Source organism: Bacillus sp. CBEL-1 (assembly GCF_004348885.1).
GTDB lineage: Bacteria > Bacillota > Bacilli > Bacillales > Bacillaceae_H > Priestia > Priestia aryabhattai_A.
On record NZ_SBIM01000013.1, the window covers coordinates 1,261,685 to 1,276,022 of the forward strand.

Sequence of the window (14,338 nt, forward strand, 5' to 3'; positions counted from 1 at the left end):
CACTCCTTTTTATTTTCTTGATCGAGCAATAATTCGAATTGGTGTTCCTTCAAATCCAAACGCTGCGCGCAGTTTGTTTTCTAAGAAACGCTCATAAGAGAAGTGAAGTAGTTCAGGATCATTTACAAAAACAACAAAGGTAGGTGGTTTAATTGCTACCTGCGTTGCATAATAAATTTTAAGACGCTTACCGTTATGTGTTGGTGTTGGGTTCATCGCAACAGCGTCCATGATTACATCGTTTAAGATACTTGTTTCAACACGCATTGCATGGTTTTCATTTACCATATTAATAACTGGTAAAAGAGTATGCGTACGTTTTTTTGTTTTCGCTGATAAAAAGACAATTGGTGCATACGTTAAAAATTGGAAATGTTCACGAACATTTTCTTCAAACTTTTTCATCGTTTTATCGTCTTTTTCTACTGTATCCCACTTATTAATGACGATAACAACTGCCTTTCCTGCTTCTTGTGCATAACCGGCAATCTTTTTATCTTGTTCAATGATTCCTTCTTCTGCGTTTAATACAACTAAGACGACATCTGAACGTTCAATCGCTCGTAACGCACGAAGTACACTGTATTTCTCTGTACTCTCGTATACTTTACCGCGCTTTCTCATACCAGCTGTATCAATCACAACATATTCTTGTTCTTCTTTTGTAAACTTTGTATCAATAGCATCACGAGTCGTACCTGCAATATTACTTACAATAACGCGATCCTCACCTAGCACAGCATTTACAAGTGATGATTTTCCAACATTTGGTCGACCAATCAACGAAAATTTAACAACATCGTCTCCATAATCTTCATCTTCATCTTTTGGGAAATGCTTAGCTGCTTCGTCTAATAAGTCTCCTAGCCCCAAACCATGCGTGCCTGAAATAGGGAATGGCTCGCCATATCCTAAAGCATAGAAATCATAGATTAACTCTTTCATCTCAGGGTTATCAATTTTATTAACTGCTAATACAACGGGTTTTTTAGACTTGTATAGGATTTTTGCTACTTCTTCATCAGCTGATGTAATACCATCTCGCCCATTCGTCAAAAAGACAATAACGTCCGCTTCATCAATAGCAATTTCAGCTTGTTGCTTAATTTGCTCTAAAAACGGCTCATCTCCAATATCGATTCCCCCTGTATCAATGATATTAAAGTCCATATTAAGCCATTCAGCTGAGCTATAAATACGATCGCGCGTTACGCCTGGAATATCTTCGACAATTGATACGCGCTCTCCTACAATTCGGTTAAAAATCGTTGACTTTCCAACATTTGGTCGGCCTACAATTGCAATAATTGGTTTTGGCATGCGAATCTTTCCTTTCTTTGATCTGTTCTATGTATAAATAGCAACCTTTTGCTCATTCGTTTCACAATTGAATATTTTTAATAGATAAGATCATTCTTTTTCAAAAATGGAGGTCATGCAAACATGCATGACCTCAAATTATTGCCTACTAGTCAATATCTTATTCACCTGTATGCAACAATTAAGAGTACTCTCTCAATCAAACAATTTTATCAAAAAAGCTGCTTCACAACAACAAATTTTTCAGAAATCAATTATTAGGTTTTACCGGGTTGTGCTTTTGACGCTGAAATTTCCCTAACAGCCAATCAAACTGTGATGCGAATGTCCGCACAATTTTCCAAATAAAAAGAAGCATTAGTACAGCGGCTACAAGGTCAAGGAACGTTGGGTGTCCTACAGGATAAGGCATTGAGAGACTGGTGACTATTAAGCTATACAGAAAATCTCCGCCCAACAATCCTAGCAAAATAACTATGCACCGCATATAGTCATCTTTTACTAGAAGAAAAACAATATATAAAATAATAGCTGTTAAAAGCCATTGGCGATTCACAAAGATCCATACTGGATCGTACAGCTCTAACAAGCAAAATCCTACATAGGCAAACATAACAATGAGTGAAATAAATAATACGTATAATTGCTTTGAAGCCTTAAACCTTGAAGCATCTATACACACCATGACTAGTAAAAAAAGGTAAGTATAGCTAATGAAAAATGGTCCTACCCAGACAGACGTTGTTGATAGCATAATGCTTATCAGCAACAGCATCGACACCTTCCACCTTAAAGGCGTTTTACCCAAAAAAAATGTTGAAATAATCCACCCAATCCAAGCAAACCAATAGAATAGAAAACCGTCCATCTTCTCAACTCCCTATTCTCTCATTATGTATCAGTTTTATAAAAATTAACCGTGTGTGTAAGCATAGAAACACAAACTTCGGTAAACCTATAATAAATAAAAAATGAGGAGGTAGAGATTATGGGAAAAGATCGCCAAGAGAAAAAGTTAAAACAATCAAAGCGTGTTGAGTCAGACCGTGACCAAGGTTTGCATTACCCTGGTGCAACTAATTTACAAAGCCCTGAAGAAGCACGAGATATAAACGGACAAAAGTAAGATGCTGATGACCTTTTCTCAGAAACGAATCATGACGTTTCTCAAGAATTGAGGTTGTAACAGCTAGTCTGTTTCATTACGCTGCAGACACTCGCTTTCCACCAGAAGGAATCTGAGCCTCCTCGTGGAAAGCGAGGTCTCAGCCTTTCCTTTAGTACTTGCAGGAGTTACGTGCCCTACGCTCTATTTTACTAGTTTTTCAAACAGATTACTCACTTAACAAAAAAACCAAACTATAAAAAGGGTTACTCCTCCATAGTTTGGATATATTACTGCCTTAAATATTTATGTCCCAGCCTTGTACCTTCATATTATATTTGTCATTTTAAAACAGGATTTGAAACAGTGTAAACAGACTTCTGTCTCCCTGTAAACAAAAAGAGCAGCGCTCCAATTAAAAGAAGTCCACCTGACAAATAAAACCCCAATTCCATGCTTCCTGAGCGATCAGCAAAATAACCAGTAATATACGGTGCAAAAATAGATGAAAGCATTCCGCTAAAGTTAAAAAATCCATACACTTTAGAATACATTGTAGAAGGCGTAATAGATGCAATGTAGGAAATTAAAATTGGGTCTAACGCTAATTTTCCAATCAGCCCATACACTACAAGTCCAACTAAAAGCCAAGCATAGCTGTTTGTGTAAGGTATAAAAAATTGACATAGTGCCCCAGCAACTGACAAACTAACAATCAACCCTTTTTTATTCTGAATTCGATCAGACATATAGCCAAAGAAAATAGCCCCAGGAATAGATGCCCATGGTACCAAAGAAGCAATAATACCTGTTTCTGAAGCTTCAAGCCCTCTAGAACTTTGTAGGTAGTACGGCAACCATGTTAGCATTCCAAAAAAGCCGTAAAGTGAACAAAAGATTAATATATACACTAGAATATGGTTTTTTGTAAATAGTTTTCGCAGCGGTTCTTTTTCCTTTACTTGTGCCTTACTCTCCTTAACTTTCCCATCTTCCACAAATAGTGCAATTAAAATAGCTACAATTATAGTTGGTACAGCAAAAAGATAAAAAGTGAACTGCCACCCTTTATCAAGCGTATATGTAATATAAGATGAGCCGATAAAGCCTAGTGAAATACCAAACGCCATACCGCTGTTAATCAATGCCGACACGAGCCCTCGGTACCTTTCTGAAGCGATGCTGGAAGAGATACCATACTGTGAACCATAATAAGTACCTTCTCCAAGACCAGTTAGTGCACGCATTAGCAAAAACATGCCAAACGTCGTAGCCAGGCCAGTTAAAAACGTTGCTACTCCAAATAAAATATATCCAATAACAAGCACTTTCACTCGCCCAAAACGATCTGCTAAAAAGCCAGTCGGTATCTGCATAGCCGCATAGGAAGCAAAAAATACCGTAGACATTAATCCCAATTCTGTTTTTGTCAGTCCCCACTGTTCTCCAATATCACCCATCACCGGAGATAAAATATTACGGTCTGCATACATGAAAACCCAGCCTAAAAAGAATAGAAAAATGGTTAGTACAGGATGCCCTTTTTTCATAACTACACCTCTTTTTTCTGTATTTTCAGACCATTATACCTAGTAAACGTTTTGTATTTCATTCAAGTTGTCAGGTTTCTTACCCACCTTTTTACTATGAAGATGAAAACTCAATTAAAAAAAGAAAACAAGCACACGCTAACGTGTACTTGTTTTCTTTTTTTAGCTATCTATTATTAAATTTCTCAATAAACACTGGTCGCTGGCGTAGCCAATCATAAGTTTCTCCCGTAATGACAAGCGGAACTTTCTGAAGCTCAGAAATAGAGGCGACACCTAACGCAACCATAATAAACGTTAACTGTTCGTGAAGCTCTAAAATCTCTTCAATGACAGCTTCTATACCCGAATTTATTAAAATAGACAGTAGATGCCCAGCTAGTCCAGCTGCTGAAGCACCTAAAGCGAGCGATTTAGCTATGTCCATTGATGTTTGAATACCCCCAGAGCCAATAATTGAAATACCATCTACACTCTGTGATACCTCTGCTAAAGATGCTGCGGTTGAAATCCCCCAATCGTTAAAAAAATGAAAATGCTTCTCACGTCTCTCATTTTCGATTTTCGAAAAATTGGTACCACCGTAGCCACCAACATCAATAATACTTACGCCAACTTCTTTTAGTTTAGCTGCCGCTGCGCCGCTCATACCGAAACCGACTTCTTTTGCTATGACAGGTACATCTAAAGCAGACACAATTTGTTCAATGCGCTTTAAAGCTCCAGTAAAGTCACGATCTCCTTCCGGCATGACTAGCTCTTGAATTACGTTTAAGTGAATTTGCATTCCATTTGCTTCAAGCATATCAACAGCTCGCTTTGCTTGGTCCACTGTCGCTTCGCTTCCAAGATTAGCAAGAATAACCCCATTTGGATTTTCTTGTCTTACTACTCGATATGTTTTTTCTTCTTCTTCGTTTTTAATTGCAGCCATCTGCGAACCTACAGCCATCGCTAAACCACAAGCGTTAGAAACCCTTGCTAGAGAGCGGTTAATGTCTTCCGTCTCTAATCCACCGCCGCCAGTCATTGCATTGATAAAAATTGGCGAACTCAGTGAAAGTTCGCCAATTTTTGTATTTAACTGGACATCTTTTACGCTTTTATCTGGCAAGGTGTTATGCACAAACTGAATGTCGTCGAGTCCGTGTAAGCGATGTTGTCCGGTGTGGATCGCATGATGAATGTGATCGATTTTTCGTTTCGCTCTACTCACCAAACATCACCATTATTTTAATTTTTTTAATTGATCTCCAATCATGTCGCCTAATTGAAAACCTTTTGATTCTTCTTGAAGATTGTAGTCACCGTAATCCAGTGGTTCTTCTTCCTCAAGATCACGAATGCTTAATGAAATTCGACGTTCGCCTTCGCTCACATCTAATACCTTTACTTTAACCTTTTCTCCTTCAGTTAATACTTCATGAGGAGTACCAATATGTTTGTGGGAAATGTGAGAAATGTGTACAAGCCCTTCTACACCAGGTAATATCTCTACAAAAGCTCCGAACGATACTAAGCGACGAACAGTTCCGTCGACTACATCACCTTGTTTGAGCTTTGAAGAAATATTGTCCCATGGTCCCTCAAGCGTATCTTTAATTGATAAAGAAATACGTCCGTTTCCTTTATCAACTGATAGTACTTTTACCTTCACACTATCCCCTTCTTTTACTACATCAGAGGGCTTTTCTACTCGTTCGTGTGAAAGTTGAGAGATGTGAACAAGGCCATCAACGCCTCCAACATCAACAAAAGCTCCAAAATCTGTTAAGCGCTGCACGGTTCCTTCAAGTACCTGACCTTCTGCTAAAGAACTAAGAGCTGTTTGTTTCTTTTGTGCGTTTTCTTCTTCAACAACAGCACGGTGTGATAGGATAATACGATTTTTTTCACGATCGAGTTCTACTACTTTAACTGTTAACCTTTGGTCTTGGTAACCAGCAAAATCATCAACAAAATGCGCTTCAACTAAAGATGCAGGAATAAATCCTCGCACACCAATGTCTGCTACTAACCCACCTTTAACAACTTCCTTTACAACAGCTTCAAACACTTCGCCTGTGCTTAGTTTTTTTTCTAAATCATCCCAAGCTTTCTCGGCATCGACTGCCTTCTTAGACAAAACTAACAGCTCTTCTTCAACTTTAATTACTTTTGCTTGAATCTCTGTACCTTCTTTAATTACATCACTTGCTTTTTCAATATGTAAACTTGATAATTCACTAATTGGAATAACACCATCTAACTTACTATTGGAAACTTCAACCAAAACTTGCTTATCTTCAACTTTCGTTACAGTTCCAGTTACAATTTCGCCAACTTCTAATGCTTTTACTTCTACTTGATTCATATCTTCTACCATCGTCTTTTCCTCCTTCAATATCTAGCAGCAATATATTTTCAGATAAAAAGCAGCGAAGCTCTTATCACTATATATCCTTGTATCTATTTTTGTATAGAAAAAACTCTCTTTGTTACTAACTTCTAATAAATAGAATCTTTTGTCAAGCGAAAAGCTTATGAACTATTGGTATTTTTCAATCAATTTAGCAATTTCACTCATAATTGCTTCCGTCACTTCATCAGCAGATGCACGACGTTCTCTAAATTCTGACATATCCAATGGTTTTCCATATACTACTTTCACTTTGGAAAATGCTTTATATGGACCAATAATTGCACAAGGTACAACATCAGCTGTAGAACGCAATGCAAAAAAACCTACCCCTGCTAATCCTTTTTTTAGCTTACCGTCTTTGCTTCTTGTTCCTTCAGGAAAAAGTCCAAGCACTTTCCCTTCTTTTAGAATCCCCAACCCTTTTCTCAGAGCTTCACGATCTCCCATGCCACGCTTTACTGGAAATGTTTCTAATTTAGGTAAAATGGTTTTTAAGATGGGTGCGTCAAATAATTCTGCTTTGGCCATGAATGAAATTGGGCGAGGACACGTAATTCCTACGGTAGGCGGATCTAGGTTATCAATATGATTTGAGCACAGTAATACCCCACCTTCTGATGGGATATTCTCTGTGCCAATTACTTCATAACGATAGACAGGCTTTAATATACCGCGTACTACTGAACGTGCAAATGTATAAAAGCTCACAGCATTCCAACCCTTTCATGCGTAATAGAAAGTATTTTTTCAACGACACCTTCAATTGACAATGCTGTTGTATCGATTTCAATTGCATCATCCGCTTTTTTCAAAGGTGCGACTTCACGCTCTGAATCAATTTTGTCTCGTCGGGCAATGTCAATCTTATGCTGTTCTAGATTAGATGGAAAGCCTTTTCTCACATTCTCTTCATGACGACGCTGAGCTCGCTCTTCCACTGATGCAAGTAAAAAGATTTTCACTTCTGCATGAGGAAGCACATGCGTGCCAATATCACGTCCATCCATTACGACGCCTCCGTTTTGAGCTAACTTCTGCTGGCGAACGACCATTTCTTCACGTACCAATCGGTGTTTAGCAACGATTGATACTGAATTTGTTACCTCTGCTGAACGGATGTCGTTTGTAACTTCTTTACCATTTACACTAACAACTTGTCCATTTTCCGAAGGCTTCAGTTCAATTTCTGTTTTATTTAATAAACGAAGTAACGCTTCTTCGCTTTCTAATTCAATCCCTTGCTGCTGGGCTTGATACGTAAGTGCACGATACATCGCACCTGTGTCTACATAAATATATGATAAATTTTCTGCTATAATCTTTGCTACTGTACTTTTACCAGCCGCAGCAGGTCCATCAATAGCAATTGAAATTTGCTTTTCCATAAATCCTCCTTGACGTGCTAACAAGAACATATTTTTCATTCATTTCTTTTTACACGAAAAAAAAGAGCAGGTTGTCCCCTGCTTTTTTAATCATTATTTTTATTTTATCATATCGCCGCTTTACTGGTCGAACGTTTCAATAATTTTGTTGAAATTATTTTTCGCTACTCCTTCATACTGTATAACTTTCGAAAAATAAGTTGTGTGTTCGCTATAAAATAAAAGAGCTTGAGCAGTAAACAAAAAAAAGAACTGTACAATAACAAATTTTATCAGTAAATTTTCAATACGCTTCATGTTAATCTCTCATTCCACTATTGTATTTACATACTAGTTTGGAACGAACAGACTTAATTTATACTTATTTTATAACAATCCCTTTCTTCTTAATTCAAGCTGCCGTTTTAACGTATAGCGCATTAGTAGTTGTTTTGCTTTTATACTTGCGCTCAAAAACTCTACGGATAACTGTCCATGCTGTTCGTTAATTGGCTGTTCAATGCGTACAAGCTTACCTTGCAACTCAAGAGTTACCTCTTTTTCTTCATACTTCAATAGTAAACCTATCTTAACTTCTTCATTCACTTTAAAATCACTTCTTTCAAACAAATGAATACAAACTCCCCCGGCACTTAAATCTTTGGTAAAGCTTTGCAATGAACCCTCCTTTTCACCATCTTTCTTCATAACTACTGTTAGCGTTACAGGAACACGAAAGAAATTTCTTCTCTGTACAGCTTCTAAATACTTGTCCCCTGGATAATCTAATTCGATAATAGGTATATCTTTAATCGCTCGATTTTTCACTTCTGTTGAGAATCCATAAACACTTTTATCTTCCCCTATAAACATTGCATTTAATTTTGTCCCTTTCATTAAAAAAGCGGTTTTTTTGGTCTTTTCATTAAGTGGATAATCGATTATTAACTTATGCTCTGTGCAATCAACCACTTTACATCGATAGGTGATTTCACCTTCTTCATTTTCCAGTTTAAGCGGCATTCCAACTTTAATCATATAAAAGCCCCCCATATCATTAGTAGACCTACTATTAAAAATAGTAAAATGTACTTACTTTGTAAATACATTTAGTCTTATATACTTATTTAACATCCAATAAATTACACATCATTTATACAAAATTAGAAAAGCCTTCAAGTATTTTTCATACTTGAAGGCTTTTTGATTAAACCTCATCATAGATTGGTTCAGCGTTTTGTAATTTGTCTACCTTCTCTTCATAACCTGTTTTTGCATTTACAAAGATTCGATACGTATCGTCATTAATTGTGCCAAGAAACTCATAACACAATACCTCTTCCTGTAAATCATTTTCAATAATGGCTAGGCGATCTTCCATAACTTTAAGATTTGGATTTAACTTTGACCTTGCTTCTTCTTTTGTAATCGTTGGTTCAGGAATATCTCGTGTGCGGTGTCTCAATAAAAACTCTTTTGCTGAGAACCCCGCTACTGTTCCATCATCTAGCGCCATTTTCATTTTTACAGCATCCGGATAGATACGCACTCCACTTTCAGTTTCTTCAACGAATGTAAAGACACCAAGGTTATCGTACTGAGCGCTCTCCGACATTACAAGGCTCTCAAAACGATGATCTTTTAAAAATTTATTAGCTTTTTCCATTGCCTCGTTTAAGCTAATATTTTGCTTTTTAACATCTCTGTTTTCTAGCACCCAAATCGGATATCCACCTTTTTTCGTAATATCCATATAAATCTCTTGCTTTGTTGAAGGGTCTTTAATTGTTAAGCTGTAAAAAGGATAATTAGCTCCTTTACCACTTTCAACAATGCGCATTTCTTCTTTTCCTTTTAAGTCTAAAAATGATCGTGCTACTTCTTTTGCAACTCTTTCATCCACTTCACGACCTTTAAGCTGGTTAAAAGCTTTCTTCTCTTCTTCATTTGATGTATTGGTAATACCCAAGTCTGACTCAGCATAGGAATCCATGCTCTTTTCAACCGTTTTCAATCCATCAATAATGGTATTGTCACCCTGCTTTTCCTTTGTTGCTAAAGCTAGTTCCACATCCATCCACCTTAAATTATTATCAATAACCAAATGCTGAACTGTACGCATTTCGTTCTGAATTTCAGATGACTTTTCATAAAGAGAGTTTAATGTTTTATACTCTTTATCTGTGAGTGGAGATTTACTGAGATCTCGAACCGCTACCTCGTACGCAAAATCGCCAATATCGGATAAAAACTCTTCCGTTTTATTAAAAGGTAATAGCGCAAGTGGCAGTTGTCCTACATTGCTATGTGCTTCTGAAGTTAAACGCCATACTTCTGCAAGCGCCGGCGATAACTGATCTCGCGAACTCATCGCTAACGTCCCACCAATTTTATCATTTAATAAATCAAGCTCGTACGATAAATCATGAAACGCTCGCTGATACGTATTTTCGGCTTGTAACAAAACTGCATCTTTTTCTTGATGCTCTGTATACCCCCAGTATCCGACTCCTACCACACCAACTGCTAAAATTGTAATTAAAATTGTTCGAATCATTATTATCACCTCTCTTAATTACAGAAAATGTGTTTACCGATTTGTTTAATTTGCGGTCTTGACCAAATCCATGCACTCGTTGCTGTATCCGGATTAAAATAGTACATTGCGTTACCTGTTGGATCCCAGCCATTAATGGCGTCCAATACAGCTCTTTTTGCTGTTTCATTTGGTTCAAGCCAAATTTGGCCATCTGCTACGGCTGTAAAAGCTCTTGGTTCAAAAATAACTCCTGCCACCGTATTTGGAAATGTAGGGCTGTTAACTCGATTTAAAATAACCGCTGCTACAGCCACCTGCCCATTATACGGCTCACCCCTTGACTCTCCATATACAGCATTGGCCATTAGCTGTATATCATTTTGTGAGAATCCATTTGGAACATTTAAAGCCGTAGGTTTTTGTGCTGTTTCTTGCTGTTGTTCACTGCCTCCATTGGTAGCAGCGTTATTATTTTGACTTTGTTGAGGAGTAGCTTGATTGTTATTTCTGCCTGCTGATTGCTGCTGTCCTCGTGACTGTTGTTGCTGATTTCCTGATTGTTGGCCTGCTGACTGCTGACGCTGATTTCCTGATTGTTGGCCTGCCGACTGCTGACGTTGACTTTCTGATTGTGATTTTGCGTTTCTTTGTACATTGTTCTGATTCGACTTTGATGAAGAACCCTTTTGTTTATCAATTGGAACTCCACCGTAATGCGTAAACTTGTTTCCTTTTTTCAACTCAGTCTTTACATGATACTCATAATATTTTGTTACGTCTGCTAACTTTTGTTTGGTTTGCGCTCCGGCTAATCCATCAATCTTTTTTATACCAAACTCATACTGAAAATTTCGAAGTGCCCAGTACGTACTCCATCCAAAAACACCGTCGATTTTCCCATTATAAAAGCCGATGTACTGTAAACGAGACTGTAATTCAATAACGTCTTCCCCTACTGCACCCTGTTGAATGACTTGATTGGTAAAAGCTGATGAAGACTGCGGATTAATCATTGTTATTGCTAATAAAGAACATACGCAAGCTGAACAAATATACTTTGTAATTCGTCCCATTAAAAACATTCCATAACCTCCTACATCGTATGTAAGTGATAAGATGATAGGAGTATTTTTTGTAAAGGATGTTTTTTTATACAGGCTAGGAGAAATTTACCCAAATAAAACAAAAAACGTAGCTTTCTTAATCAGAAAGCTACGTCCTTTTATTAAGCAATAAATACCTTTTTTGCTTGCTTTACTTTACGTAATCCCAACCACCATAAATAAATCATGAATGGAATAATAATAAAAATCCAATTATCCATTGTGATGATAATATAATCATAAACGCCATGTAATAAAAATGGTGTAACGATTGAATATAAGGTCCATTTTATTTTTTCATTTCCTTTTGAAAATTTTGCTTTTCCTAAGTAATAACCCATAATAACTCCAAATAAGGCATGACTAGAAACCGGTAGAATCGCTCGACCAATCGCTGATTCTAAACCGTTAGCAAACAAGTAAAAGATATTTTCAACAGTAGCAAATCCCAATGAAACAGAAACACCATATACAATGCCATCATAATGCTCATCAAACTCAACGTGTTGATATACCGTAAAAAACAAAATAAACCATTTAAAAAATTCCTCTAAGAAACTGGTGGAAACGAATGCTTCTAAAAAAGGAGAATGAAACAAGTTTTCTTCTTGAAGCACATATTGGATAAACATAATCGGCAACACAAGCATCGCGCCAAAAATGAAAGTTTTGAAGACCATTGAAATTGGTTCGGTTTCGTACTCATCTTTTAAATAAAAAAAGCTGAGTAATGCTAATCCAGGCGCAATACCTGCAGATAAAATCGCTAACATAAAGCAGCGCCTCTTTTCATCTGTTTTTTTCCATCGTATCATGTTATTGTTAGAAAGAAAATCATTTATCTACTACCTAATTGAAAGTAGCAAAGACTTTTAACAATTCAATAACGAAAGGATGTCATTATGAAAACTCTTTATATTATTCACACCGGTGGAACTATTTCAATGAAAGAGGATGCTCAAACTGGCGCAGTAAAACCTGATGATCATAATCCTTTACAACACTCCACACCGTCAATAGCTAGCTTAGCAAACATAATTGTCGAGGAAGTATTTCATTTACCTTCACCTCACGTTACACCAAAAGAAATGCTTACGTTAGCGAAAAAAATTGAGCAAAAAATTGAGACTGACCAAATTGATGGCGTCGTAATTACACATGGTACTGATACGCTTGAAGAAACCGCTTACTTCTTAGACTTAACAACTAAAACGGATATTCCAATTGTATTAACGGGTGCAATGCGCTCCAGCAATGAAATTGGATCTGATGGCCCTTATAACTTTATTTCTGCAGTGCGCGTAGCTTCAAGTGATGCTGCTAAAGGAAAAGGCGTTCTCGTGGTCATGAACGATGAAATCCATACGGCTAAAAACGTGACTAAAACACATACAAGCAATGTAGCTACATTCCAAAGCCCTCAATATGGACCAATTGGAATTGTAACAAAGCAAGGCATCTCATTTCATCATATGCCTACAGAGCATGAATTTTATCCTGTAGATAATATTGACAAGCAGGTCGTTTTACTGAAAGCTTATGCAGGTATGGATGAACAGATTTTTCAATCATTAGCATCCTTACATATTGATGGCTTAATCATTGAAGCACTTGGGCAAGGAAATTTACCTCCCCGCACCTTACAAGGTTTACAACAACTATTGGATAAAAACATTCCAATTGTACTGGTATCTCGTTGCTTTAATGGTATTGCACAGGATGTATATGGATATGAAGGTGGAGGAAAGCATTTAAAGGAACTAGGTATGATTTTCTCAAATGGGCTCAACGGTCAAAAAGCAAGAATTAAATTGTTAGTTGCTCTTCAAAGCTCTTCAAATCAAGAAGAAATTCAAGAAATCTTTCATCATTAATAGAAAAAGACAACCATAATGGTGTTACACCATTATGGTTGTCTGCTTGCTAGATATTCAGCAATTTGCCTTCCATGAAAACGCCCATTTTCGATGAAGATTTCATTTGCATTATTTCCTGCTGCAATTACCCCTGCAATAAAAATACCCTGCACATTTGTTTCCATTGTATCAGGATCAAACAGCGGACGACCTGATTCAAAATCAATCTCAATACCCATTTTCTCTAAGAATGAATGATCTGGATGATAACCGGTCATCGCAAAGACAAAATCATTTGGAATTGTAATTTCATCTTTTCCATTCGAATACGTTACCGTGTGTTCATCGATACGAGTGACAACTGCATCAAAAATCATTTCGATGATGCCGTTTCGTACCAAGGCTTCAAATTCTGGTAATATCCAAGGTTTCACACTTTTTGAATATTCTGTCCCTCGATAAATAACTGTCACACGAGCGTCTGCTTTTACTAGTTCCAATGCTGCATCCACACTGGAATTTTTACCACCAATTACAACTACATCTTGATTAAAGTATGGGTGCCCTTCTTTAAAATAGTGATGGACTTTCGATGAATTTTCACCAGGCACGCTCATATAGTTAGGTGAATCATAATAGCCAGTTGCAACAATAACATACTCTGCTTCGTACTCACCTTTTGAAGTGGTAACAACAAATTGTCCTCCATTGTTCTTTTGTACATGTTTTACAAGTTCAAACGAGTGAATTCGTAATTTTTTGCGTTTAACTACTTCACGATAGTAAGCAAGAGCTTGGTTTCGAACTGGTTTTCTGTTTTCTGTAATAAATGGAACATTTCCAATCTCTAACTTCTCACTTGAACTAAAAAAAGTCTGATGGGTAGGGTAATTGTAGATGGCATTTACAATGTTCCCTTTCTCAATGACAAGGGCATTGATGCCGATAGCCTGCAGTTCCAGTGCTGCAGAAAGTCCACAAGGTCCCCCTCCGATAATGATTGCTGTTTCTTTTTCCAAACTACTCACTCCTTTACTTCCAACGAACTTTAGCGTTGCACCAAGCTCTCTTTCAACTCCATTGGTTCCTACTAAGTAAAT

Annotated in this window: 15 protein-coding genes; 2 read left to right on the forward strand and 13 right to left on the reverse strand. The window is 37.1% G+C overall.

The genetic code is table 11. The annotated features are described in order from the left end of the window. Nucleotides 1–9: 9 nt before the first annotated feature. Nucleotides 10–1,320: a ribosome biogenesis GTPase Der gene (der, locus tag EPL02_RS16360; RefSeq protein WP_131888239.1), complete on the reverse strand. Its 1,311-nt coding sequence runs from the start codon at nt 1,318–1,320 to the stop codon at nt 10–12. Nucleotides 1,321–1,570: 250 nt separating this feature from the next. Continuing rightward, nucleotides 1,571–2,188, reverse strand: a complete 618-nt coding sequence (locus EPL02_RS16365) for a YphA family membrane protein (RefSeq protein WP_131888240.1) — start codon at nt 2,186–2,188, stop codon at nt 1,571–1,573. Between the two features lie 120 nt (nt 2,189–2,308). On the opposite strand from EPL02_RS16365, the gene EPL02_RS16370 reads away from it, so the two are divergent. Further along, on the forward strand, nt 2,309–2,446 hold the full coding sequence (locus EPL02_RS16370; RefSeq protein WP_094910662.1) for a YpzI family protein: 138 nt from the start codon (nt 2,309–2,311) through the stop codon (nt 2,444–2,446). A gap of 320 nt (nt 2,447–2,766) precedes the next feature. Here EPL02_RS16370 and EPL02_RS16375 read toward each other — a convergent pair whose 3' ends face one another. The 10 genes from EPL02_RS16375 to prsW all read right to left on the reverse strand — a co-directional run bounded on the left by EPL02_RS16375 (nt 2,767) and on the right by prsW (nt 12,155). After that, the gene (locus tag EPL02_RS16375) at nt 2,767–3,975 is read right to left on the reverse strand and encodes an MFS transporter (protein ID WP_094910663.1); all 1,209 of its coding nucleotides are present in this window, start codon (nt 3,973–3,975) and stop codon (nt 2,767–2,769) included. A gap of 166 nt (nt 3,976–4,141) precedes the next feature. Next, the gene (gene fni / locus EPL02_RS16380) at nt 4,142–5,191 is read right to left on the reverse strand and encodes a type 2 isopentenyl-diphosphate Delta-isomerase (RefSeq protein WP_131888241.1); all 1,050 of its coding nucleotides are present in this window, start codon (nt 5,189–5,191) and stop codon (nt 4,142–4,144) included. Between the two features lie 12 nt (nt 5,192–5,203). Next, entirely contained in the window at nt 5,204–6,340 is a 1,137-nt protein-coding gene (gene rpsA, locus EPL02_RS16385) for a 30S ribosomal protein S1 (protein ID WP_094910665.1), read from the reverse strand. Nucleotides 6,341–6,502: 162 nt separating this feature from the next. After that, nucleotides 6,503–7,084: a lysophospholipid acyltransferase family protein gene (locus EPL02_RS16390; RefSeq protein ID WP_094910666.1), complete on the reverse strand. Its 582-nt coding sequence runs from the start codon at nt 7,082–7,084 to the stop codon at nt 6,503–6,505. Further along, nucleotides 7,081–7,761 carry a (d)CMP kinase gene (cmk, locus tag EPL02_RS16395; protein ID WP_094910667.1) on the reverse strand — a complete coding sequence of 227 codons (681 nt, stop codon included), beginning with the start codon at nt 7,759–7,761 and terminating at the stop codon, nt 7,081–7,083. The genes EPL02_RS16390 and cmk overlap by 4 nt, the downstream gene beginning before the upstream one ends. Nucleotides 7,762–7,881: 120 nt before the next feature. Next, nucleotides 7,882–8,058, reverse strand: a complete 177-nt coding sequence (locus tag EPL02_RS20985; RefSeq protein ID WP_165932590.1) for a YpfB family protein — start codon at nt 8,056–8,058, stop codon at nt 7,882–7,884. A 69-nt stretch (nt 8,059–8,127) separates the two neighbouring features. Then, on the reverse strand, nt 8,128–8,778 hold the full coding sequence (locus tag EPL02_RS16400) for a flagellar brake protein (protein WP_094910668.1): 651 nt from the start codon (nt 8,776–8,778) through the stop codon (nt 8,128–8,130). 169 nt (nt 8,779–8,947) lie between these two features. Then, nucleotides 8,948–10,297: a germination protein YpeB gene (gene ypeB, locus EPL02_RS16405; RefSeq protein WP_094910669.1), complete on the reverse strand. Its 1,350-nt coding sequence runs from the start codon at nt 10,295–10,297 to the stop codon at nt 8,948–8,950. Nucleotides 10,298–10,311: 14 nt separating this feature from the next. After that, complete coding sequence (gene sleB, locus EPL02_RS16410) at nt 10,312–11,361, reverse strand: spore cortex-lytic enzyme (RefSeq protein WP_131888243.1); 1,050 nt, start codon at nt 11,359–11,361, stop codon at nt 10,312–10,314. A 143-nt stretch (nt 11,362–11,504) separates the two neighbouring features. Then, nucleotides 11,505–12,155 (reverse strand): glutamic-type intramembrane protease PrsW, encoded by a 651-nt coding sequence (gene prsW / locus EPL02_RS16415; protein ID WP_094910671.1) that lies wholly within the window; start codon nt 12,153–12,155, stop codon nt 11,505–11,507. Between the two features lie 129 nt (nt 12,156–12,284). Between prsW and EPL02_RS16420 the strand changes: the two genes are divergently transcribed. Then, nucleotides 12,285–13,256, forward strand: a complete 972-nt coding sequence (locus EPL02_RS16420) for an asparaginase (protein WP_094910672.1) — start codon at nt 12,285–12,287, stop codon at nt 13,254–13,256. A 32-nt stretch (nt 13,257–13,288) separates the two neighbouring features. Here the strand turns inward: EPL02_RS16420 and EPL02_RS16425 are convergent, their stop codons facing one another. Continuing rightward, the gene (locus tag EPL02_RS16425; RefSeq protein WP_131888498.1) at nt 13,289–14,257 is read right to left on the reverse strand and encodes a YpdA family putative bacillithiol disulfide reductase; all 969 of its coding nucleotides are present in this window, start codon (nt 14,255–14,257) and stop codon (nt 13,289–13,291) included. Nucleotides 14,258–14,338: the final 81 nt, after the last annotated feature.